Below are 24,897 nucleotides of genomic sequence, written 5' to 3'. Positions count from 1 at the left end.
AGGCTACTTAAATAAAAACGCTTACACAACAAGGATATTGTTGTGTTTTTTATGGATATTGTTTTTTCTGAAAATTAGGTAAAATGTACTGAGGGAAGAAAATAGGCATTATGTTCGAATAGGACAAAATTGACAGGTTAAAGGATTAAAAAAATGGACCGGGAAACTAACTTCCTAGTCCATTTTTTATTCTATTGGTACTTTCGTCTTAGCAGACATTTACATACTCCGCACAAGTCCCATCACTTCTTCTTGCAGCTTCGTATTTAATTCTTCACTTTTTTTCAAAGAACCCGCCTTTACACCAAAGTAAAACTTCACCTTCGGCTCAGTTCCTGATGGCCGGGCACAGAACCATGAACCATCTTCAAGGTAAAACTTCAATACATTGGATGACGGTAAGTTTATTGTTTCTTTTTTATTTGTTTGTATAAGCGTCCGTGTGCCGGATAGATAATCTTCGACAATGGAAACACTCAATCCCGCGATTTCCGTTGGAGGATGTTGTCGAAGTGTTCGCAGCATGTCAGCAATTTTTTCCGTTCCTTCTTTTCCTTTCAAGGTTAAGGAATGCAAAGATTCGTTGTAGTATCCGTATTTCTCGAAAATCTCTAACAGTCCATCGTACATTGATTTCCCTTGTGATTTATAATACGCCGCCACTTCTGCAGCAAATACAGCGGATTGAACGGCGTCTTTATCCCGAACAAAGTCCCCGATTAAATAACCATAACTTTCTTCATAACCAAAAAGGAAGGTATGCTCACCCGTTTGTTCAAATTCTTTAATCTTTTCGCCAATAAATTTAAAGCCGGTTAAGGTGTCTATAGTAGGGATGTCAAAGGAATTTGCAATGACACGACCTATTTCAGAAGTCACAATCGTTTTAATCACGATTCCGTTGGCAGGAAGTGTTCGGTTTTCCTTCATTTTCGTCAATAAATAATGAAGCATTAAGGCACCCATTTGATTTCCCGTTAGTACTTCATACTCACCATCTCGATTTTTCACCGCCACCCCTAATCGATCGGTGTCGGGATCGGTTCCTAATAAAAGATCCGCATCGATTTTCTTTCCGTATTGTATGGCCCATTTAAATGCCTCATGTTCCTCTGGATTCGGAGAGTCCACAGTTGAAAAATTAGGATCCGGCAACTCCTGTTCCTTCACCACGGTCACATTTCGGAAACCAAAAGATTCAAGTCCTTTACGCACAAGAATATTCCCGGTTCCATGCAAAGGGGTATACACGATTTTCAATGAGTCGGCGACCGATTGTACAAGGCTTGGATCTTGCTGAATCGTCTGGAGTGAAGCTAAATAAGCGCGATCGACCTTATCTCCGATGTAAGTAAGAAGATCCTTCTCCTCAAGCACTTGCTCATCTGCTGCCTCAATCGTTAATTCATTCTCTACTTTATTGACGTACCGAACTAACTCGTCAGCCATTTTAGGCGGCAGCTGCCCACCATCTGAACCATATACTTTTAAACCATTGTATTCAGACGGATTATGACTAGCGGTGATGACAATCCCTGCAAATGCATACAAGTAGCGTACTGCAAATGAGAGCACTGGAGTCGGGCGCAACTCGCTAAATAAATAGGCTTTGATCCCATGTTGACCAACCGTCTTCGCTACTTCTAAGGCAAACTCGGGTGATTGATGGCGGCTATCATATGCGATGACCACTCCACGTTGCTTCGCCAAGTCGCCTTGCCCTTCGATATATCGCGCCAATCCTTCGGAAGCTTTGCGCACCGTGTAAATATTCATGCGGTTCGTTCCGACACCAAGTTCCCCACGCATTCCACCGGTTCCGAACTCTAGATTTTTGTAGAATCGATCCTCTAGTTCTTTGTCGTTTCCTGCCAACTGGTTCAATTGTTCTTTTAGCTCAATGTTTAAATCTTTATAACTTGTCCATTTTTCTAGTGCTGATAGCCAATTCAATAGTCGTCCCTCCAAAGATTTGGCATGATATAAGCCGTTTTATTTTTCATCATACCATAGATTATTAGGACTTACCTTCTCATAATCACAGACTATTACTCGCTTTAGAAATTGATCTTTTTGTGGATCATAGGATTTGGTTTGTGACTTATCGTTTCTTTTTTGTGGATCATACTTTTGGTTTTGTGGTGCATACGCAGTTTTTGAATTCACCGGTTTTCTTTTTGTGGATCATAGATTTTAATTTGTGACTCATCGTTTCCTCTTTGTGCATCATACTTTCCAGTTTGTGACGCATACGCAGCTTGAGAATTCACCTTTTTCACTTTTGTGGATCATAGATTTCGGTTTGTGACTCATAGACTCTTATTTGTGCATCATACTTTTAGTTTTGTGGTGCATACGCAGCTTTAGAAATACGTTTTTATTGTATGTTCATCGATTTAATTTATAAAGGGATAGAAGACTCGGTCCACTATCCCTTCTACTTAGCAATAAATCCTGTCACTTCCCTCACTTGGATCCATCTTAATTCTTGCAGTTACCCCTTCATAAGTTAAATCCAAAACAAAAAGCCCCAAACTGGAGGCTTATTTGTTGTACCATTTTTCAGAATTGAATTCTTCGGGAATGTCCTGTTCATAAGGGGCGTCATACCCTAATTTTTCGAGAGTATCAAACCATAAATCTCTTTTTGACATGGGGAGCAAAACAAAAGGACGATTCTCTCGTTGCAAGTAAGCAAGAGAACCGTCCCCATGGCTCAATGGTCTTTTTCTAATAATTCACGATTTTTTCTTATCATTTCTCTATTCTTAATGATTGTCTCTTTTATAGCCGAGTGCACTTCACTAGTATCTGTACCATAATCACCTTTTTTGTTTTCATTCGAATGAGGAACTGATGGAGTATTTTTTGTATTTTCCATTTAATTACCTCCTTAAGTTAAATAAACTTTATTTTTATTATAAACGCTAAAATGTGACAATAGTGTTAAATTTATTTAACTTATTTATTCAAGGTAGAAAGTGAAGCGTCTCCTAATAGCTCGCCAAAATCTTTTCTTTTTCCGCTTTCGCATACACGGATCGGTTACTGATAAATGTATCGATTAATCCATTTACCAGAGTAAGTTGTGTCGAAAATGCTTGGTCGTCTTCTTGGGAAGAGAACTTTTGTAACTTATTATAGGCATCTTCTACTACTTTATAATTTTTTGTTCGATAGTCTTGTAATTTATAAAAATAGCCCCATGCTACGCGATCAAGTTCACTAAACGATACCCCTTTTTCATGCAGCAACTTTCTTAAATCATCCGCATCATTTTCATCCACGGTTGAAACAAATTGTAACTTTTCCTTCAAGGTGTTCATTTCATCATAATTGTTCATGTAATGTTTAAATTGACGTTCTTTTGCTACTTCATTTACTTGATCCGCAACTGCACTTAAATGTTCACTGCAACCTTCGATTAAATCGGACAATAGCTTTTCTAACTTCGCCTCTATAACTTGAATATCATGATGATACAATTTTGCTATCGTAGTCGTTGATTTTGCATTTTTTACCTTAGTTTTAATCGAGAGTGTTTGCTTTTTCACATCGTCGTAACGAGTATTAAGTGACACTAACTGATTATCAATTTTCTTTAGCTCCGCATCATATTGACTTGGGGTAGTTGTCAATAGTTCTTTAATTTGGCCTCTCATTTTTTGTATCGTAACCTTATTGTTATAAATCCCATCTAACTGCTCATCTGTCACATTCGTTATAAAAAGCTTTGCCATAGTTAATTCTAGTTCCGCCTTCTTCTTTTTCCCTGTACTTGTTACCTCTGTTTTTGTTTTGCCAATCTCCGTTTTTAATGCAACTAATTGCTTCTTTAAAGATGCAGATGTTTTGCCTAATGCCGAATCTTTTCTAGTATTTTTCTGTGCCTTCACTTCTTTTTCAAACTTATTTACTTTACTAGTTAACGAAGCATTTGTTTTACCTTCCTTTATTACTCTCGCTTCTAATGAAGATAATTCACGATCAAACTTCGTTTTCCCTAATTCTTTGAATCCATTTAATTCTTTTTTCGTTCCGTTAATCGAAGAAGTATTAGAGGATATAATTTTGCGAAGTTCTTTGATCTGCTTTGCATATTTTGCTTTCATTGTACTAACAGATTTTGTGTAACTTGATGCATGTACGGTTGTTTCCTGGGTAGGAACCACACCAAAACCACTTACTAACAGGGCAACCAATGCTAATCCACTTACAAATTTGAAAACTTTCATTACACACCTCTCCATTCCTTCATTATCCTTCTTAGTTTATTTTACTTCGTTAAATTGTCTAACTATTCCTTTTTCCTTATCAAAATTGCTTTCTAGCTCAAAAAAAGCTGTTCAAGTTCATCGGACATTAAATTGAGTTTGATAAGCGGAGAAATTTCCCTTAATTAAAATATTGCACTGAAAATACCTGAAATAGACGGAAGAATTCCGACTATTAACTCAAAAATCATGAAAACACTTAATTTTTCTTTACTTAATCGGAAAACCTCCGCTTATTCACCCCGAAACAAGCCCGATTCAGCTGTCTAACCGGAAAATATCCGCTTATTATGATTATCTTTGATTACCCAAGAACAACATCAATTACCTACTTAATAGCTTGCTAAAAATATATAGGTAAAAATGAAAGACCAAATCACAAAATGGATTTGGTCTACTAACTAGCATACTATTTGATAGGAATCTCTACTGGAACGTTTGAACTACTTAATAAGAGCACATCCTTTTATAAAGCAAATCTCTCTTTAATAGCGCCGACTTCAATGCCTGAATCATTTTTGACAAGTGAGGGTTTTAATCGTCTTAGTTTTTGAATGGTTTCCTTATTCTTGTAATCTATTTGATCAAGAATGGATGCGACGATGTTTGGCCACACATCTTCCGAACCATTGATCACCTTTAAAGCAAATGCGATTCGTTCATTTTTTAATCCGAAGCAATAAACCCCTTGTGCTCCGCCTTTGGCGACGATATTAGGATCTTGTAATAGGACGGAACAAATAAAGTGCTCCGAAGCAATCATGTTATACTGGTGATTCATAGTGTTTGTCAATTTTTGTACAGCATTTCTTAGCTTTGAATCCTCTATTAAATCTGGACAGGCTAATTTTAAATAAGTAAGCGCCATTGAGCTTAATGGAATCGCAAATACAGGAACACCACAGCCATCAATTCCAATCTTGATTTTGGAAATAGGAACTTCAGATAGTGTGGATAAAATCTGAGCAATATGTTGTTGAAGCGGATGATTTGGTTCCCAGTAATTAGCTACAGGATAGCCCATTTCTTTGCAAACAGCTACAAATCCCATATGTTTGCCGGAGCAATTATGATAAAGTCTTCTTTTCTGTTCGCCTAATCGAATCATTTTTTCCCGCGGCTCCCTATTTAACGGGTACGAAGGGGGACAATATAAATCCGTTTCTTCGACTGGTAGTTTGTTAAGCATCGATTTAAGAGCGGAAATATGATTTTCTTCTCCCCGGTGTGAGGCAGCAAACAAAGCAGCTTCTTCCTCCGTTAGATTGTATTTTTCAATAATCGTTGATAAAAAAATCGGTAAGGCTTGAATCGGTTTAGCAGCAGATCGAAAAAATACTTCTTGTTCCGGGTCCCCTATTTGATAGATCTTTTCTTTCTCCTCATTCAAACCACAAATAATACCGAAGTGAACATTTTCTACCAACCCCGCTCGTGTTTCTTCTATTAATATTTCATACCCCATAGTAAGTTCTCCTCTTTCCTGTAACTAAATTAAATTCATTAAGATATGTTGTGCTTGAATGGCCCCACCAAGAACTACCCCTTGTTCGCCTAAAAGAGAGTATTCGATTCGCAACGTATCCTTTATTGGCTCCCACATATATCTTTGACATTTTTCTTCTATGTAGTGATTGACTTCCGGAATTTTATCGATGAAATCTCCACTTAATATGATGACTTCCGGGTTATAAAAACATGCCATATCACTGATAACAAGGGCAATATGGGTGAGAGTTCGATCTAAAATATTGATTGCCCAAGACTCTTTGTTTTTAAATGCCAGAATACAATCATCAAATGATGAAACGTTTTTTACCTTTTGACAATCAGCAAGAATGGCACCTTCTGAAATATAAGTAGCTAAACAGCCAATTTTCCCGCATTTGCAAACATTCCCATTCGGATTCACTACTGTATGGCCAATTTCTCCTGCATTATTCGCTTTTCCACGATAAACCTCACCATTAAGAATAATGGCGGCACCGATTCCGGAACCAATCCCAACTAGTATTGAATTTTGTGAGTCTTTCGCTTTTCCTAACGTATTTTCAGCAACCGCTTTCATTTTTAATTCATTATCAATAATCACTTCCAGGGACGTAATTCTCTTTAAATCTTGTGCGAATGGAACATTTTCCAAACACAACTGATCTGAAAGCCTTACAATTCCATTTTTATGATCAATCGATCCTGGAAGACCTACAGCAACACCAATGACTTTTTCCATGGCGATGGTATTTTCATTGATGATCTGTTTAATGTATCGGAAAATATTTTCCAACATGTCCTGATAATCTTCCTCTGGATTTCGGTTATGCGTTTCTAAGCAGACGATTTCCCCTATAAAATTTACCAGTCCAATTTTTATTACAGATTTATCTAATTCAATTCCAATCGTATAAAGGACATCACCACAAACTTCAAGAAGTGTGGCCTTTCTTCCAACCCCCGATGTAACCAATTCTGTTTCTTTTACAAATCCTTGCTGACATAGCTCGTTAACAATTCTACTAATAGAAGTTGGACTCATCTTAGTGATCTTAGCGAGTTCCGATCTTGAAATGGGTGATTGACTTTTAATCAGTTCAAGGACTAATGATTTATTCTGCTGTTTCATTAAAATTTGGTCCTGCTTTTCCATTAACGGCACCTTCTCTATCATTTCTCATATCGTTCTAAGATCTATTATAAAATAAATATCCTAAAAGAGATGCATCATACCCCTCTTTTAGGATTGTTTTCGACTTCTATTTGGATTTAAAACGTTTAATAAATTCAATCGCAGCTGAAATATCCTTGATAGGGTTATGATGTACTTCTCTTTCAATTGTTAAGTATCCTTGATAGTCGATTTCTTTTAAGGCAGCAAAGTATTTAGGAAAATCAACACTTCCCTGGCCTAATGGCACTTCTCGAAAATATTGACCTGAAGCAACCATCTCAGCAATCTTCTCATGGTCAACTCCACCGCCATAGCCAAGATACCCATAAACATCACGAGGATTCACCGGTTTTAATTGAATCCCATCTTTTACATGGGTGTGGACAATGTAATCTGCTAAACATTTGACTCCCTCTATCGGATCATCCCCTGTCACCATGACCATATTCGCAGGATCGAAGTTCACCGAAACGCCATTGGTGCTTAAGCTATCTAAAAATGTTTTTAACCGTTTAGATGGTTCAGGGCCTGTTTCAATAGCAAAAAATGCTCCTAAGCTTTTTGCGTAAACGCCCAATTCTTCACAAGCCTTCTGCATCGTCTCGTAAATTTGGCTATCTTCTGCTTCGGGAATCATTCCAATATGGGTCGTAACAATATTCGTTCCTAATTCGACTGCTAGATCTAAAATCCTTTTAGACTTTCCAATCTTTTCAGGATTCATTTGTGCATCTTGAAATCCATGTCCACCAAGATCTCCGCATAATGCAGCAATTTCTAAATCTAATGATTCAAGATAGTTTTTTAATTTTTTGCGATCAGCAGGAAGCATATTTTCCGGGGCCATTTCACCATCAACGGCATAGATTTGAACACCGTCAGCGCCCATTTCTTTCGCTTTACTTAATCCCTCAAAAAGTGGCAAGCGTAGACTATCTACAATAATCCCCGTTTTATTAGAAATCAGCACAGAATTTGGCATTAGGAAAATACCACCTCACACTTTTTACTTGCCGCCTCGTAAATTCCTGTTAAAATTTTCATCATTTCGACACCATCTTCAACAGGAGCAATGGATTCTGCACCGGTCAAGCAACATTGAACGAAAGAATCAATTTCATTTTGAAACGCATTCTCAAAATCAAATGATAAATGATCGATTTGTGGATGAATATTGATGATCGTATCATTTTCTTCACTAATCATCACCAATTCAGGCTCTAATTCAGCTCCACCTTTTGTGCCAAATAGCTTCACATGAATATCGTCCTTTTTTGTATGCAAAGTATAAGAAACATCGACGAAAAGGGAGGCACCATTTTCGAAGGTAACAAGCGCATTAGCCAAATCCTCTACGGTGTTCTTTCCTTTATCATAATCGGCTGCTTTGTAGAATTTTAGATTCTTTACATTAGCCCTGTTACCAAGTTGGTGATAAGTATGACCCGAAATTGACTTTACCTTTGGCCGCCCCATTAAATACCAGCAAATATCGATGACATGGACGCCAAGATCGATTAGCGGACCTCCTCCGGATCTTTCCTTATCCGCAAACCAGCCTCCCGGATTTCCGATACGGCGAATACAGGACGCCTTCGCATAATAAATGTCACCTAATTTACCATCATCGATGAAGGATTTTAATACTTTTGTGTTCGTCGCGAATCTCCTGACAAATCCTACCTGCAGGAGGCGGTTATTTTTTTGTGCTGCTTTTTGGACTTCGATGGCCTCTTCAAGATTTAAGGATAACGGTTTTTCAACAAGAACATGCTTCCCACCTTCAAGTGCCGCAATGGCAAGTTCAGCGTGGCTATTATTCCATGTACAAATACTAACAGCATCCACCTGTGGATCGGCAAATATCTCATGTAACTCTTCGTATACATGCGGTATCCCATATGCTTGCGCTTTTTCCTCCGCCCGCTCCCGTACATAATCAAACACTCCATATAGAATGACATCTGGATGTTTGGCGTATGATTGAAAATGCATATCCGATATAGTCCCTGTTCCAATCACACAAACACGTAATTTAGCCATTAAACGAATCCCCCTTTTGTTAAATTAGGTTCTTAATTTTCATTCCAAAGTCTTCTCACATTATCCATACCAATCTTTGAACCGACCTTACAATCTTCCATCCCTTCAAATTCCACCGTAAGATACCCATCATAGCCGGACTGTTTGACAAGCTTGATAACTTCGCGGATATTGATATCCCCATGTCCAACAATGGCACCGCGTAAGTAGTTCCCATTTACAGTAATAAACCAGTCTCCGCCACCTGGATTTTCATAATAAGGACGAACATAAAAATCTTTAAAATGAACTGTTTGCGCGTATGGAAGATTCTTTTTCACTCCTACAAGTGGATCTTCATCAATACATAAGAAATTTCCAACATCTAAAGTTGTTTTAAAATTATCCCGATTGACTGCATGAATAACTCGTTGGACACGATCACTTGTTTGAACATTGAAGCCATGGTTTTCGATCGTCGTTGTAATGCCATATTGCGCTGCGTAGTCTGCAATTAACTGACTTCCTTTAACTAATTGGGAAAAATGTTTATCAAAATAATGAATCGTCATCGATTCTGGAGGTAAGGTAAATGCCGTCACATCGTGGCGTAAAATTTTAATTCCTAATCGGTTAACAATATCCACATGCTGTTTAATTCGTTCAACCTCTTCTTGAAACGCTTCCTCTGTATCTTGGACGAAATTTGCCGGCATTGAGTACGCCGATAATTCAATCCCAACTGATTGCGCTTTTTCTTTAATTTGATCAGCCAATTCAACATTATCTACAACAGTAAAACCATAAGGAACGATTTCCATATGTTCTCCGCCATTATCAGAAATCCACTGAATGACATCTAAAACATTCATTGTTCCTTCTCTTAACTCTCTTACTAAACTATATGTGCTTAATCCTACCTTCATCTCTTTCAACCCCTCTTCAATGTTTGTTTTTTCCTATTACTTAATTAAATGACAAGAAACAAAATGATCGTCTGTTAGACCTTTCTTCATAACAGGTTCAATCGTTTTACACATTTCCGTAACAACAGGGCAACGTGTATGGAAACGACACCCTTTAGGGGGATTCACCGGACTTGGCAAATCACCTTTAAGAATAATCCGTTCCCTTCTTAACTTCGGATCCGGTATCGGCACGGATGATAACAATGCCTTCGTGTAAGGATGCTGCGGATTTGAGAATATGTTCTCTTTTGGTCCGGATTCCACAATCGTCCCTAAATACATCACACCGATATAGTCGCTTATATGTTCAACTACACTTAGGTCATGGGATATAAATAAATAGGTGAGATTATATTCACTTTGTAAATCTTTTAATAGATTTAATATTTGTGATTGGATGGAGACATCCAATGCCGAAACTGGCTCATCGGCAATAATGAGTCGTGGTTTCATAATCAGGGCACGGGCAATTCCAATACGCTGACGTTGACCGCCGCTGAACTCATGGGCATAACGGTCGGCATGATATTCATTCAACCCCACCACTTCTAACATCTCGGAAACTAGTTTTTGTTGCTCTTTCTTAGATAACTTCGTATGAATGACAAGAGGTTCTGCAATAATATCCCGAACCTTCATGCGAGGGTTTAACGAAGCATATGGGTCTTGAAAGATCATTTGGACCTTCTGCCTCATTGTTTTTAACTGGGATTCTTTCTTTTTCGAAATCTCTTCCCCGTCAATCCAAATTTCACCTTGATTGGGTTGTAATAATCGCGAAATGAGTCGACCTGTTGTTGATTTTCCACATCCACTCTCCCCGACAAGGCTAAACGTTTTCCCTTCGGTGATGGCAAAAGAAACATCATTGACCGCCTTCAAGGTTTTCTTTTTTTCAAACATGTTACCTGGAATATCAAAGGATTTTTTCAATTTCTCCACTTTTAAAAGAGTACTAGGCATGAACCTCGCCCCTTTCCTGCTCATAAAGCCAACAACTGCACATTCTGTTATTTTCCAGTTGGGTTATGGTTGGCTCTTTTTCTAAACAAATAGGCATGACATTTTTACATCTTGGTGCAAACTTGCATCCTTTCGGCATATTACTTGGATCCGGCACATTTCCTTTAATGGAATCAAGTTTATCGCGCCGTGCCCCAATTTTTGGCACCGATCCAATTAATCCTTGGGTATATGGGTGTTTTGGACTTTCAAATAAATCAAATACATCTGCTTCTTCCACCACTCGTCCTGCGTACATAACTACTACACGATCACACATCTCAGCTACAACACCTAAATCATGGGTGATTAATAAGATGGACATATCCTCCTGCTGTTGAAGTTGTTGCATGAGATTTAATATTTGCGCTTGAATGGTCACATCAAGTGCAGTTGTCGGTTCATCGGCAATCAATAATTTCGGATGACAAGCCATGGCGATTGCAATCATGATTCTTTGCCTCATTCCACCTGACAATTGATGAGGAAATTCGTTCATGATTTCAGCCGCACGTGGGATTCCTACCTTATTTAAAATGGCGATTACATGTTCTTTCGCTTGTTTATCTTTTAACCCTAAATGCAGGCGAACAGATTCCAGTAATTGTTCTCCTATTCTCATAACCGGGTTTAACGAGGTCATCGGCTCTTGGAAAATCATCGCCATTTGTTTCCCTCGAATTTTACGCATCTCACTTTCTGACAAACTAGTAATATCCTTGCCATCAAATTCAATATGGCCGTCCGTGATTTCACCACTCGTCCCTTTAAATAACCTCATAATGGATAGGGAGGTTAAACTCTTTCCGCATCCGGATTCTCCAACAAGACCTAGAACCTCTCCCTTATAAATATGGAAGTTCACACCGTGTAGAATTCTCACCTTTTGTTTATCTTTCGTGAATTCCGTTTGAAGCCCAGTAACATGTAGTAATTTTTCCTTCATCCTCGTCAACCTCCCTTACTCATTCTTTGTTTTAGGATCCAATACATCTCTTAATCCATCTCCAATGATATTGAATGCAAGGACGGTTAAAAAGATGGCAATACCAGGCATGATGACAACATGGGAAGATGTCCCTAAGTAATCACGTCCCATACTCAACATAGCTCCCCAATCAGGTGTTTCCGGGCTCGCTCCTAAACCGAGAAAGCTTAAGCTAGCTGCTGCTAAAATGGCGGTACCAATCCGCATAGTGAAGAAAACAATTAAACTACTAAGTGTTTCAGGAAAAATATGCTTAAACATGATTCTTCGATGTGAAGCACCCATCGATTTAGCTGCCTCAACAAAGACACTTTCCTTCGCTTCTAATGTGGCACCCCTTACCAGTCTGGAAAATGAAGGAATACTGAAAACCGAAACAGCAATAATCACATTATTTAATCCGGGACCTAAAATAGCCACAATCGCAATGGCAAGCAATAAATCAGGAAAGGCAAACATAACATCACTGCCCCTCATAATAATGCGGTCTAACCAGCCACCGAAGTAACCGCTTAATATCCCAAGTATGGTCCCTCCAACTGCCCCGAGTAACACGGATACAATACTTACACTTAAAGAAATCCTTGTACCTATCAATAAGCGGCTAAAAATATCTCTTCCATATTCATCTGTCCCAGCTAAATGGGCCTTGCTTGGTCCTAATAATGTAGAATTATAATCTGGTTTATAAGGATCATAAGGGGCGATAGACGGGCCAATTATCGCAATTAGGATTAAAAGGAGAATAAAGATACTAGCTACGACAGCTGCCTTTTGTCTCTTAAAATTCTTCCAAAATTCACGAACCACTGAATACTTATTTTTCTGAATGATGGTCTGCTGTTCAGTTTCTACTCTTGAAATTTCCAAGACGTCACCCCCTTAAGATACATAACGGATTTTTGGATTAAGTAAGCTGTATAAAATATCCACAACTAAATTGACTAATATAAATTCAACGGAAAACAATAACAATTCTGCCTGGATTACCGGATAATCTCTAAATGAAATGGAATCGATGAGTAAACGCCCCATTCCCGGAAAACTAAAGACCGTTTCTACAACGACTGAACCACCTAATAGAAAGCCAAACTGTAATCCCGCAATCGTTACAACGGAGATTAAAGAATTTCTTAACGCATGCTTAGGGATGATAACTGATTCCTTTAACCCTTTCGCACGCCCTGTACGAATAAAATCTGCCTTTAACGTATCGAGTAAGGACGAGCGTGTGAAGCGGGCAAGCATGGACATAATCCCAGCACCTAATGTAATGGATGGAAGAACATAGCTTTTCCAGCCTTCTGAACCGCCGGTTGGCAGCCAACCCAGTTGGACCGAAAAAATTTGAATTAGAATCAATCCTAGCCAAAACCCGGGTAAGGAAATTCCGGATACAGCCGTTACCATGCCCAAATAATCCGGCCATTTATTTTTAAATACAGCTGAAATGGTACCGATAAGTAAGCCAATAACAAGCGCCCACCCCATACTGAATAAAGTTAAATAGATTGAGGGCATAAACCGATCAATAAACATGGCTGACACAGGTAATCCTGTTTTTAAAGAAGTACCTAAATCACCTTGAAATAGGCTGCCCATGTATGTAAAATATTGCTTCCAAATTGGTTGATCCAGTCCCATTTGTGCCCTCACATTGTTTACCTCTTCTAATGTTGCATCCTTTCCTGCTACTAGACGGGCTGGGTCACCTGGAATCAAATGGGTAAAAAGGAAAACTAACACAGTCACTATAAATAGAATTGGAATCATTTCGATAATTCTCTTTCCAATATAACGAAGCACGAATGAATCATCCCCTTCTAGAAGGTAAGAAGCTTAAGTTTCTCCCACTTAAGCCCCTTCACCTCTTTTAAACATCTTCAACTTATTTGAAGTGAGCATCCTTTACAACGATTCCACCAGTTGGATCAATGTTTACGCCTTCAACATTTGTTCGCTTTCCGGCAAGGATTTCATCTACACCAAGGAAAATCCAAGGAGCATCTTTATAGATCGTTGATTGAACGTTTTTATATAACTCCGCTTTTTCATTTTCATCACCAGTCGCATCTGCCGTATTCATCCATTTATCGACATCTGCATTTTTGTAATAGGCAGTATTTGCTCCATCTGGAGGGAATGAATCACTATGGAATAATGGTCTTGTCGCATTCGTCACATCTGATGCGTAAGATGACCAACTCACGTACCACATTTGGACTTTCGCATCTTTAGGTGTTTGTGCACCGTAGATTTCATCCGACAAAGTTCCTTCCTCCATTGATTTAATTTCCACATCAACACCAATTTCTTTTAATTGTTGTTGAATAAACTGCATCCCTTTCATCGTATCGGAGTTGGTATTTCCCCAAATCTCTGCTTTAAATCCATCCGGATACCCCGCTTCTTTTAGTAATTCCTTCGCTTTATCAATATCTTGCTTATAAAGCTCTTGTTTTGAATAATAAAGCGTTTTACTTGGAATAGCGGAATCCAGTGGTAAACCGAAGCCGGAATTCACGACCTTAATGAAAGCATCCTTACTCACTGCATAATTTAATGCCTGACGTACGCGAAGATCATTAAACGGCTTTTTCATCGTATTAATAGAAACATATCTAGCAATTGTTGACGGAACCTTATCAATTACAACATCTTTATTGTTTTTTAGTTCATTAATATTTTGTTGTGGGAGTGGATAAATTACACTAGCCTCACCTGTTTTAAGCATTGCTACACGTGAACCATTTTCAGGCACAGGCTTATACGTAATTTTCTTTACACGGTCTCCCTTTTCCCAATACTCATCATTACGTTCAACCGTTAAGTGATCTCCCTGAACCCATTCCACAAACTTAAATGGACCTGTTCCAACCGGCTTTTTTGCAATTTCGGCACTGTTTTCCTTAATCATCTTCGGACTAATCATTTTTGCCGATACAAAACGAGTTAACATCGAACTGTATGGTGCTTTTAATACTACCTTGATTTGAAAATCATCCAAGATTTCAACCTTCGCTATTTGATTAAATCCACGGCTATTCAAACGAAGACCTTCATCATTCATAATTCTTTCGATATTTACTTTTACCGCCTCAGCATTAAATGGTGTACCGTCATGGAACTTCACATCTTGTCTAAGTTTAAACGTATACTCTAAGGCATCATCACTAACACTATAATCAGTCGCTAATACATTAATAATTTTTCCATCCCTATCAAACCCTAATAGACCTTCCAACATCGCTGATTGAACAGAGTTTGAATTGGTATCCCCCGTATTATGCGGATCCATCGAAATAAAGTTTTCATTTACCGCAATGACCATATCCTTGCTTTTCGAAGATTTACCTGTGTTTCCACCACTTTCTTTACTTGAACAACCAACAATCAGGATTGAACAAACCAAAGCCAGAAACACTGCTTGCCAAATCTTTGCCTTTTTCATTTACCCCCACCCCTTGTTATTTTTTTATTAAAAATTTCCAAATCCTATCAGTTATAAATCGTGATAAGCAGGAAATCAGTAACTAATTTCTAACACCATGTTAAAAACTATGGTGATTTTTACGGAAAATACTATAAATTTGTCGTATATTTAAATTAATTTATCCACTGGTGAAATTAATTTAAGAGAATTATAACGTATAAAGATAGCGTTTACAATATCATTTTCTAAAAATTATTTCTTTTCTGTAAGCGTAGGTCTAAACGAAATTGACACACAAATAGGCCACACCTGTATTCAGGGTGGCCTGTATATGCTATTAGAATTATCTTTTATAATACGAAATGTTTACACACTTGTTCGAGGTCCTCTACTTCCGATGATCAGACAGAAAAACGTTTTGTGCTGCTTTTACTCCTGCCCCCGGTTCGAAAGTATAGTTGAAATCTTGTAATCCTGCTTCCATAAGAGAAACGGCTTCAAGAATATCGCTCGGGAAACAATAGCCCATATGTCCAAATCTGAAAATCTTTCCTTGCAGATGACCAAGTCCGCCAGCAAAATCTAGGTGGTACTTTTTCTTTAAGTGTCCAATAAATGCGGGAAGATCCAATCCTTCAGGACTACAGATGGCTGTAATCGTTGGTGAAGCATATTCATCGCTTGTCAACAGCTTAATAGAAAGTGCCTTCATTGCTTCACGAACCATGTTTTTCATTAATTCATGCCTGGCTACCGTTTGCGAGAATCCGCCTTCCTCTTCAATCAAATCACATACGGCAGAAAGTCCGTAAATCAGCGTTATAGCTGGAGTGTTAGGTGTCATTCCTTTTTTAGCCCACTCGCGATAACTTAATAAATTTAAGTAGAAGGACGGTGTTTTATTATTTTCTATTACTTTCCATGCTCTTTCACTCACACTTAAAAGGGCAAGTCCTGGAGGGAGCATCAATGCTTTTTGTGATCCTGTGACTAAAATATCAATACCCCATTTATCCATTTCAGCAGGAGCTCCGCCAATACAGCTAACGCCATCAACAATAAATAGAGCATCTGTATGAGTACGAACAACATGCGCTAATTTTTCGATTGGATTTAAAATTCCTGTTGATGTTTCGTTATAGGTAACAAAGACGGCCTTAATGTTCGATAAAGGTTTAAGAAACTCAATAAGGTCTTCCTCAGTACATGCCTCTCCCCAATTCTTTTCAAGCTTATGAGTCTGAAAGCCATATTTCTCACAAATGGAGACAAAATAATCACCAAAGGCGCCAACGGTAATGACAACTACCTCTTCTCCCGGAGAAACGGTGTTTACTACAGCAGCTTCTAATGCAGCCGTACCGCCAGACGGCAGCAACAAAATAGGTTGCTCCGTTCCAAAAATAGGTTTCACACGATTCGTTGTTTCACGATATAACTGTACAAACTCCTCACTCCGATGACTTATGATATCCTGGTTCATCGCTAGCTGAACCTTTTTCGGAATAGGAGTAGGTCCGGGATGTCTTAATATATTAGGATACATAAATTTTCCCTCCAATGGTCTGAGCTTACATTTTCCTTCAAGTATATCAAATAACAAAGCTACAGTATATTTTGAAAACTTCATACTTACTCTTTTGGCGAAGGTTGATTTTCCTCATCAGTCTAACATAGTGTAACCTATTCAGATATAAAAATTTGGTAAAAGGGAAGTAGTTCATTAGAGGTGTTAATTAAAAATTTTCGATGGAACAACTCGTTACCTATTTTTCAACTTACACTCGATATACACAAGAAGTGGAGGTGGTGTAGAGAAGATAATTAATCGATGTCCTTTTTGAGCAGACAAAGATAATAATGAAGTAAGCGGATAATTTCCGGTTAAGCAGCAGAATAGCGCCCAGTTCGGGGTAAATAGGCGGAAGTTTTCCGATTAAGCAAAGTAAACTTACTCATTTTCACAGTTCTCGAGCTAATAGGCGGATTTTCTCCGTCTATATAAGGTAATTTCGTTGCTATTTCTTACTTAAGGGAAATTTCTCCGCTTATCAAACTTCTGCATACCAATCGTAAAATACCATTATTTTACAACTGGATAAACAACGGTTCCGTCATTTTCAATAATTGGCATCGCCCCCCATTTTCCAAGTTGGTGTTTGACAAGCTCCACTTCTCCTTTGGAGTTATCGATAATATGATAAACCTCCCAATGATTTGCCACAAGCCAATTACTAATTAATAGACGGTGACAGCGTGCCGGATGCCGTTCTGAACACATATAAGCAACATTCATAGAAGTAGCTTTGGTCTGCAATTTCTCCATTCCCTTTGAAAAGTCTTCCGTTAGTGTATAATCCGCATAATTATGGAAAGATCGATTCTTCCATCCCTCGTTCAGACTTTCTCCCACCATCGAAGAAATACCCCGTCTTCCACCAAGCAATGGGAAGTGTCGATAACTGAACTCTTCCTCTTTCAGCCATTTTTCCATTTCTTCTTTTTTAAATTGAGGGAATTTCCTGCTACCGGGTAATGAGCGAACATCTGCCACAAACGCTATATTGGCAATGTCCAGCATTTTTATAAAATCTTCTTTCGAATGAGTGCTATGTCCAATTGTAAATATCTTCATAAAATTCTCGTTTTCGTCTCTACAAATCATTTAGTTTTCCACCCTGATAACTGTTTCAACAATATAGTGATGGTCACAAATAATTGTCTAAGCGCGATTACTAGTATGAAGAGGATAATGGGCTTTACAATTAAAAGATCTGTATTCCAAATAAACATTTTTAATCTCTTCCTCACAAAGTTATTCAAGTTTAATATAAAATCCTAAATACCCTTTAAAGCAATAAAATAAACAAGTTTATTCGTAAGGAGTCATGTTCTTACTTAAAAAGTTTTTGATTTCCCGCTGATGGAACGGGAATAGCATTTTTTATTTATTATTTCTTATCATGTAAACGGAAATACTTTTTAAAATCATAGGAGGAAAAGGATAAATGGGGGGGTGACGAGGGAACAATAGTATCTGCAGATATTGTTAGATTTCATGATTCTTTTAATCGAACTTTTTCTTCTTTCTCAAAGTGCATCATAAAACTTCCTTACTCCTTTCTTCATTGTGATTTTTTTTGATCATTCTGTTGCATATCTTTATGAAGTTATTAAAACAAAACCGAAAAAAGAAGAAGATTTGTTGGCCCAGTAAATCTTCTTCTTTTCTCCATAATAATACAACAATCATTGATCTTATCTATTTCCCTTTATTCATTATAATTTTTCTCAAACCGCCAAGCATCTCTGCACATATCAACAATATCATGTTTGGCTGTCCAACCTAGTTCTCGCTTTGCTTTTGAGGCATCGGCGTAGCAAGTGGCTATGTCTCCAGGTCTGCGTTCTACAATTTCAAAAGGTACTTCGATATCATTGGCTTTTTCAAAAGCTTTGACTAACTCTAGTACACTAGTGCCTCGGCCAGTCCCTAAGTTATAGATATGAACACCGTCTTTAAGATTATTAAGTGCGGCTACATGGCCTTCAGCTAGATCTGCCACATGGATATAATCACGGACCCCAGTACCATCTACCGTTGGATAATCATTTCCAAATACCCTAAGTTTCTCTAATTTTCCCTTAGCAACTTGTGTTACGTAGGGCATAAGGTTATTAGGGATTCCATTTGGCGCTTCACCAATTAATCCACTCTCATGAGCTCCTACCGGATTGAAATATCGAAGAATGGATACAGAGAATGTGGGATTTGCCTTTGTCGCATCAATTAGAATTCTTTCACTCATAGCTTTTGTCTCGCCATAAGGATTCGTTGTCGAAAGCAAGTCCATCGTTTCTACAAATGGGGCTTTGTTATCCCCATATACCGTTGCAGAGGAACTAAAAATAAATTTATGCACACCATATTTCTGACACGCTTTTGCAAGGACAAGTGTACTCACAATATTGTTATAATAATAAACCAATGGCTTTTCTGCAGATTCCCCTACTGCTTTAAGACCAGCAAAATGAATCACACCATCGATACTGTAATTTTTAAAAATGATATCAACTGCCTCTGCATCTGTTACATCAATTTCACAAAAGGTAACTTCTTTATTTGCAATACTACTTATTTTCTCAACCGTTTCACGCTTACTATTGCTAAGATTATCGGCAATGATTACTGAATGTCCTGCTTCCAATAAAGCAACACAAGTATGTGAACCTATATATCCTGCTCCGCCGGTTACTAGTATGTTCATTTGAATGGGTTCCCCCTTTTATATTTTATGTTGAGTGAACTTCTAGTTTACATATACTTTTTATCAATTATTTGATAGACATCATAAACTTATATGTAGTAAAAGAAACTAGAACATGATTTCACCAATCCTATTTATCTTACCAATTTATTGTTATTTAAATCAATTTACATTATTAGAAGAACAATAGCATTGGGTGTATCCATAGTGCTTGGTCAGATGAGGTTAAGGAGTAATCCGAAAAGAAAAAGGGTAACCGTTTGTTTCTAAGTGAAACAGAGAGTCGTGTGGACTCTCTGTTTTTTTGCTTCCGTATTTATTCACTCTTTCATGTATTTTCCTCTTTTTTCATAAATGAGTTGGTTTTTTTTTATATTAGCAAAGTGGACAAGGCTATTGCGTGCGCGTTCCACTTGAGTATCGAAAGTTTTTTTTGAAATATCTATTTCTAGTGTTAGCCCGTTATAAAAGTATATATGTAAGTGACGTAATACTTTTTTGGCATCTTTAACGTGATCTGGAAATATCCATTTGCAGTGGTAGGTCTTAGGAGAATGAGTAGGGATTGCATAAAGCATTTCATCTGGGCTGATGACTAATGGAGTTTTTCGATCGTATTGAAATGCATTACGAACGGCAGCGATTCTGCCTCTATAGTCCGTGCAATACAATCCACATGCTTGTTCAAGCAACTGATTGATCGTTTGTTTTGTGTAAAAAATGCCTTCCACATCATAAATTTTGGTATTCAGCTCGAAGTGATTAGCTGTTTCAAGCGCCATCGTGGTGTGAGAAATCATATAATTTTCTACAACTTTCATCCATTTATTCCTCCTATTCTTAGTATAGGTCTATCATACTATATAACTTCAAAATATTCCATATTTTTATTAATAATTTCATAATTTTTAAATTTATCGTAAATATGTAAATATTTATTGTTTCGTGCTAGTGAATTGGCGTTTTCTGTTTAGATATGGTGATTTTCGATGGATTTTGCTTGTGAAACGGAGATTTTTGTTCCTCGATTGAAAATTGAATTGTCCTTATGATGTAACCAACCCGGGAATTTATTGGAAGGCGCGCTGATCCGGAAGGGTTTTGAAGTGGAGAAGTTTCACATGATTATTGAACAATATGAACCTACGATTTATCACATTATGAATTCATTGAGTATTTATAAGGATCGCGATGAGTATTATCAAATTGGACTTATCGCCTTGTGGGAGGCATGGAAGAAATTCGATTCTGAGAAAGGTTCTTCTTTCCTCAGTTTTGCTTACACGAATATTAAGGGGCGCATTCTCATCGAATTAGCAAAGGCGAGGAAACGAGACGAACGGAATTCCTACCCGAAAGAGGAGTTTTGGGAATTACAAATCGATGATCCCGAAGATCCACTTGAGTTCGCCACCTTGCTTACTTACTGTGACGGACTCACAGCAACACAAAAGAAATGGGTCATCCTGACCTTCTACTACGGACTCACCATGAACGAAATCGCCATCAAAGAAAACGTCTCCTACTCCGCCGTCAAAAAATGGCGGAACAAAGCAATGAAAGAACTAAAAAGGAAGATAAAGTAAAAAGAGTGTCAGGCACCGCTTGTGGACAAATGTCCACAGGCGGTGCCTGACACCAAAGTTACATTTAGTTACATTTTTGTGCAACACAAGTACCGTTTTTCAATGTTTGTTTGTATATAGAATTTGAGGATGTAGGAATGTATAGGGGGATTGAGGAAAGATGAATTATATTCGGGAAATGAATGCGTTTTATGATTGGGTGCGGTCGAATCCGTTGACTTCGGCAGCGAATACGCTTTGGCACGCGTTGATGCATATAAATAATCGAACGGGTTGGAGGAATACGTTTGCGGCTGCGAGGTCAGAAATTCAAGCATTTAGTGGTTTAGGGAGAACAGCGTATTATTCAGCTCGGGAGTTATTGCTGGAAAAGGGGTTAATTACATATAAGGAACGCGGAACACAAGCAACTATGTTTACAATCATTCCTTTTTGTTGCTCGGAGTATGGGATTCGGGAGGATACAAAAGTGGGCAATAACAAATCTTCATCAAAAAACTTGAAAAAATTCGTGGTCGGCCATGTAACCCTTAAACCAGGCATAGGATCCGATAGTATATCCAACTCGTCACATAATAGGTCATCACAGATGAAGCCAAGCTCGTCCCTTAATAAGCCGAGTTTGTCACAAAACAAGCCATCCGACAAACATGACTTGTCACAAAACACGTCGAAATTGGCCGAAAACACGGCACAAAACGTGACCATTCCTAAACATATAAAAACCAAACAGATCGTTTATCAAATATATGTTAATGTCATTACTTATTACGAAGCTCATTTCGATTGGCTGCAGCCCAATCGAATGGAAGAATTAATGAAATGGGTAGATGCACTCGGCGAGAGATTCGTCTTGGACGCGATGGAACAAGCTGTTTCTCAGCAACAACCATGGTCGTATGCAGAAAGATTGTTAGTAGAATTTCATAATCGGGATAGTGCTTTGCCTCAAAAGGAGCTGATTGTAAATGGATAAATATACGTTTCAATATGAGAATGAATGCTTCGTCCTCGCCTGTCTGTTACATGATCCAAGTCTCATGGAAGAATGCTTATTGCAACCGAAACATTTTCTTGATTCACATAATCAACGAATTTTTCAGCTGATGAAACAAATGCATGCTGATGGTGAAAGAATTAGCGTGATATCGTTTGCGAAGCTTGGCGTAAGTGAGTTGGCGCGGTTTGGCGGTTTGAATCATATTTCGGAAATTATGAATGGTGTACCAAGTTTATCCGGTTTCGATTCCTACCAGCAGTATATTCTTGATTTCCATACGATCCAGTATGCGAATCAAGTTGCGAATGATTTTTTAGACAAAACGAAGGAACGCCATTTACTGAAAGATTTGTATACCTTTCTCAATGCAACAACGAATTTAGAGTCAGCAACTACGCAAACATCCGCTACATTTCAAGAGCTTTTGCATGAACGGTATAAATATCATCGAGACACTCCAATGCACGGATTAAGTGGGGTTCATACCGGATTTCTTTGTTTGAATGAACGGACTGATGGATGGCAAAATGGGGATTTGATTATTGTTGCCGCACGACCTTCCATGGGAAAAACCGCCTTTGTTTTGAATAGTTTTCTTAATGGCTGCAAGAAAGACGAGCTGTTTGCTACATTTTTCTCCGTTGAAATGAGTAAAGGCCAAGTGATTGACCGATTTCTTGCAATGGAAGCGAACGTGAATCTCCATAAGCTGAGGAATCCAACCAAAACGTTTACCCGTGAGGAGTGGTCGCGTTATACGAAGGCAATTGGAACACTCACTTCGCTATCGATTGATATTCGCGAAGAATACACCGTTCAGACGATTCGGTCAGCCACAAAGCGTAACATAAGGGAAAACCCTGAGAAAAAGCATGTCGTGGCCATTGATTTTCTTACATTGTTGAAGCATCCGAATCCATCAGGAAATTCACATAAAGACGTGACCGACATCATTCAGGATTTAAAGCAAATGGCGAAGGATTTAAATATTCCAGTCGTTGTGATTGCACAACTAAATCGCGGTGTTGAGCAACGTCAGGACAAACGCCCAACGATGAGTGATATTCGTGAATCGGGAAGTATCGAGCAAATCGCCGATTTTATTCTCTTCCTCTACCGTGAGGAATATTACCGTCCAAAATCAAACAAGAATGGCGTGACCGAACTTCTCATCGTAAAAAATCGAAACGGACCAACAGGAACCGTTACGTTAAACTTTGCAAAAGAAACAAATATCTTTCGCGAAATCGTAAGCTAAATTGTCGGTCGGATTTCTTGAACCAATCGCCGGCGGGACAATAGGTCTGTTCATTTCACTTGTGCCAGTGGGTGGGAAAACCATCCGTTTCTATTATAACTACTATTCTATTGGAGGATGATGAATATGAACCTCGAGGAAGCTTATAAAATGGCTTTAAAATATCGCTATAAAATGTTAATTTTGTTTCTTGAATTATCGATTACTGAGAAAGGTATCTTATCTTGGGATGATGACTTAAATAAAATCAAAGATTTTTTAAAGGATCGTTTTGATAAAAGCTTTGTTGAGCAATTATCTGAGTATGCGGACAAACGTGTCATTAACTAAGGATGCAAATACTAAGTGGAGTTAACATACTAGTGTATTCTACTTGATTTTACTAATCAGACTAAATAGAACATCTAATTTCGTTTCAATTCGGTGCAGTGATTGTTCGAGCGTCTTCAATTCAATTTCCTTATTAAGAACATTTTCGCTCATTACTTTTTCTTTGATTGGCAAAACAGTTTCATAGTATGTGCTAACTTTATTCATTTTCACAACTAACTCCTTTGCAATAGTTATGTAAGTTTTGTTCTCGATAAAGAACATACTAAGATTATAATCTCCATTTGTGGGATTTGCAATTGTTTTTTTAAAGACGGGCACTGCTATCCTATTAAGAAAAGCGCAAGCGCCTTGCTCATCGACGTAAAAACTGGAGGGACTTTGACTGAGATAAAGGAAACACGATAAGCCTGTAAGGCGAATCGATGTTGACTTATCGTAGGGAGAAGTCCTGAAGTTTTCTAGTCGATAGGCGCTGGAGCTAGACAAATAAGAAAAGCGCAAGCGCCTTGCTCATCGACGTAAAAACTGGAAGGACTTTGACTGAGATAAAGGAAACACGATAAGCCTGTAAGGCGAATCGATGTTGACTTATCGTAGGGAGAAGTCCTGAAGTTTTCTAGTCGATAGGCGCTGGAGCTAGACAAATAAGAAAAGCGCAAGCGCCTTGCTCATCGACGTAAAAACTGGAAGGACTTTGACTGAGATAAAGGAAACACGATAAGCCTGCAGGGCGAATCGATGTTGACTTATCGTAGGGAAAAGTCCTGAAGTTTTCTAGTCGATAGGCGCTGGAGCTGGACAAAGCAGTTATTTATTAGGAATATTAACTCTATAAAATTTATACTTTCTTACCTTTTAAAAAAGGATTGGAAACGATTCTAATCCTTTTCTTTTCTACCATTATGTTAAATTCCCTTAATTTTGGTAGTTTATCTGCGCTGTTTTCTACCATTTTTCACGATTTGCTTACTTTTCGGAGTTAACTAGCTCTCTTTTCTACCATTTTTCTCAATCTGCTTACTTTTCGGAGTTAACTAGCTCTCTTTTCTACCATTTTTCACGATTTGCTTACTTTTCGGAGTTAACTAACTCTCTTTTCT

General features: G+C 38.1%; 23 protein-coding genes. 4 read left to right on the top strand and 19 right to left on the bottom strand.

Annotated elements, in window-relative coordinates; genetic code table 11:
• Positions 1-219: 219 nt before the first annotated feature.
• From I5776_RS03560 to I5776_RS03480, 18 genes are all read right to left on the bottom strand, one after another.
• Positions 220-1,953, bottom strand: a complete 1,734-nt coding sequence (locus I5776_RS03560; protein ID WP_202779003.1) for a phospho-sugar mutase — start codon at positions 1,951-1,953, stop codon at positions 220-222.
• A 590-nt stretch (positions 1,954-2,543) separates the two neighbouring features.
• Entirely contained in the window at positions 2,544-2,654 is a 111-nt protein-coding gene (locus I5776_RS21775) for a DUF6980 family protein (protein ID WP_425490327.1), read from the bottom strand.
• A 62-nt stretch (positions 2,655-2,716) separates the two neighbouring features.
• Positions 2,717-2,881 carry a multidrug transporter gene (locus I5776_RS03555; protein ID WP_202779002.1) on the bottom strand — a complete coding sequence of 55 codons (165 nt, stop codon included), beginning with the start codon at positions 2,879-2,881 and terminating at the stop codon, positions 2,717-2,719.
• A gap of 112 nt (positions 2,882-2,993) precedes the next feature.
• Positions 2,994-4,235 carry a hypothetical protein gene (locus tag I5776_RS03550; protein ID WP_202779001.1) on the bottom strand — a complete coding sequence of 414 codons (1,242 nt, stop codon included), beginning with the start codon at positions 4,233-4,235 and terminating at the stop codon, positions 2,994-2,996.
• A gap of 505 nt (positions 4,236-4,740) precedes the next feature.
• The gene (locus tag I5776_RS03545) at positions 4,741-5,739 is read right to left on the bottom strand and encodes an asparaginase (RefSeq protein ID WP_202779000.1); all 999 of its coding nucleotides are present in this window, start codon (positions 5,737-5,739) and stop codon (positions 4,741-4,743) included.
• Between the two features lie 24 nt (positions 5,740-5,763).
• A complete protein-coding gene (locus I5776_RS03540; RefSeq protein WP_202778999.1) occupies positions 5,764-6,918 on the bottom strand; it encodes an ROK family transcriptional regulator in 1,155 nt (384 codons plus the stop codon).
• Positions 6,919-7,024: 106 nt separating this feature from the next.
• Entirely contained in the window at positions 7,025-7,921 is an 897-nt protein-coding gene (locus I5776_RS03535; protein WP_202778998.1) for a sugar phosphate isomerase/epimerase family protein, read from the bottom strand.
• The gene (locus tag I5776_RS03530; RefSeq protein ID WP_202778997.1) at positions 7,921-8,982 is read right to left on the bottom strand and encodes a Gfo/Idh/MocA family protein; all 1,062 of its coding nucleotides are present in this window, start codon (positions 8,980-8,982) and stop codon (positions 7,921-7,923) included. The genes I5776_RS03535 and I5776_RS03530 overlap by 1 nt, the downstream gene beginning before the upstream one ends.
• A gap of 32 nt (positions 8,983-9,014) precedes the next feature.
• A complete protein-coding gene (locus I5776_RS03525; RefSeq protein WP_202778996.1) occupies positions 9,015-9,887 on the bottom strand; it encodes a sugar phosphate isomerase/epimerase family protein in 873 nt (290 codons plus the stop codon).
• Between the two features lie 36 nt (positions 9,888-9,923).
• Positions 9,924-10,892, bottom strand: a complete 969-nt coding sequence (locus I5776_RS03520) for an ABC transporter ATP-binding protein (protein ID WP_202778995.1) — start codon at positions 10,890-10,892, stop codon at positions 9,924-9,926.
• The gene (locus I5776_RS03515) at positions 10,885-11,877 is read right to left on the bottom strand and encodes an ABC transporter ATP-binding protein (protein WP_202778994.1); all 993 of its coding nucleotides are present in this window, start codon (positions 11,875-11,877) and stop codon (positions 10,885-10,887) included. Before I5776_RS03515 ends, I5776_RS03520 begins: the two co-directional genes overlap by 8 nt.
• Before the next feature lie 15 nt (positions 11,878-11,892).
• On the bottom strand, positions 11,893-12,783 hold the full coding sequence (locus tag I5776_RS03510; protein WP_202780661.1) for an ABC transporter permease: 891 nt from the start codon (positions 12,781-12,783) through the stop codon (positions 11,893-11,895).
• Positions 12,784-12,801: 18 nt separating this feature from the next.
• Entirely contained in the window at positions 12,802-13,725 is a 924-nt protein-coding gene (gene nikB / locus I5776_RS03505; protein ID WP_202778993.1) for a nickel ABC transporter permease, read from the bottom strand.
• Between the two features lie 82 nt (positions 13,726-13,807).
• On the bottom strand, positions 13,808-15,370 hold the full coding sequence (locus I5776_RS03500) for a glutathione ABC transporter substrate-binding protein (RefSeq protein WP_202778992.1): 1,563 nt from the start codon (positions 15,368-15,370) through the stop codon (positions 13,808-13,810).
• A gap of 370 nt (positions 15,371-15,740) precedes the next feature.
• Positions 15,741-16,898, bottom strand: a complete 1,158-nt coding sequence (locus I5776_RS03495; protein ID WP_202778991.1) for a pyridoxal-phosphate-dependent aminotransferase family protein — start codon at positions 16,896-16,898, stop codon at positions 15,741-15,743.
• A 537-nt stretch (positions 16,899-17,435) separates the two neighbouring features.
• The gene (locus I5776_RS03490; RefSeq protein ID WP_246483902.1) at positions 17,436-18,017 is read right to left on the bottom strand and encodes a DUF488 domain-containing protein; all 582 of its coding nucleotides are present in this window, start codon (positions 18,015-18,017) and stop codon (positions 17,436-17,438) included.
• Between the two features lie 607 nt (positions 18,018-18,624).
• A complete protein-coding gene (gene galE / locus I5776_RS03485; RefSeq protein WP_202778990.1) occupies positions 18,625-19,620 on the bottom strand; it encodes a UDP-glucose 4-epimerase GalE in 996 nt (331 codons plus the stop codon).
• 320 nt (positions 19,621-19,940) lie between these two features.
• Entirely contained in the window at positions 19,941-20,441 is a 501-nt protein-coding gene (locus tag I5776_RS03480; RefSeq protein WP_202778989.1) for a competence protein ComK, read from the bottom strand.
• A gap of 300 nt (positions 20,442-20,741) precedes the next feature.
• Here I5776_RS03480 and I5776_RS03475 point away from each other — a divergent pair, with 300 nt between their 5' ends.
• The 4 genes from I5776_RS03475 (at position 20,742) to I5776_RS03460 (ending at position 23,794) form a co-directional block, all read left to right on the top strand.
• A complete protein-coding gene (locus I5776_RS03475) occupies positions 20,742-21,206 on the top strand; it encodes a sigma-70 family RNA polymerase sigma factor (RefSeq protein ID WP_202778988.1) in 465 nt (154 codons plus the stop codon).
• A gap of 160 nt (positions 21,207-21,366) precedes the next feature.
• Positions 21,367-22,182, top strand: coding sequence for a hypothetical protein (locus tag I5776_RS03470; RefSeq protein ID WP_202778987.1), 816 nt, complete (start codon positions 21,367-21,369; stop codon positions 22,180-22,182).
• Complete coding sequence (locus tag I5776_RS03465) at positions 22,175-23,464, top strand: replicative DNA helicase (protein WP_202778986.1); 1,290 nt, start codon at positions 22,175-22,177, stop codon at positions 23,462-23,464. Before I5776_RS03470 ends, I5776_RS03465 begins: the two co-directional genes overlap by 8 nt.
• Before the next feature lie 126 nt (positions 23,465-23,590).
• Positions 23,591-23,794 (top strand): hypothetical protein, encoded by a 204-nt coding sequence (locus I5776_RS03460; RefSeq protein ID WP_202778985.1) that lies wholly within the window; start codon positions 23,591-23,593, stop codon positions 23,792-23,794.
• A 39-nt stretch (positions 23,795-23,833) separates the two neighbouring features.
• Here the strand turns inward: I5776_RS03460 and I5776_RS03455 are convergent, their stop codons facing one another.
• A complete protein-coding gene (locus I5776_RS03455; protein WP_202778984.1) occupies positions 23,834-24,001 on the bottom strand; it encodes a hypothetical protein in 168 nt (55 codons plus the stop codon).
• Positions 24,002-24,897: the final 896 nt, after the last annotated feature.

It is taken from the genome of Heyndrickxia vini, assembly GCF_016772275.1.
GTDB classification, from domain to species: domain Bacteria; phylum Bacillota; class Bacilli; order Bacillales; family Bacillaceae_C; genus Heyndrickxia; species Heyndrickxia vini.
The sequence above is the reverse complement of the archived record's forward strand: the minus strand, read 5'-3'. Positions and strand labels throughout refer to the sequence as shown.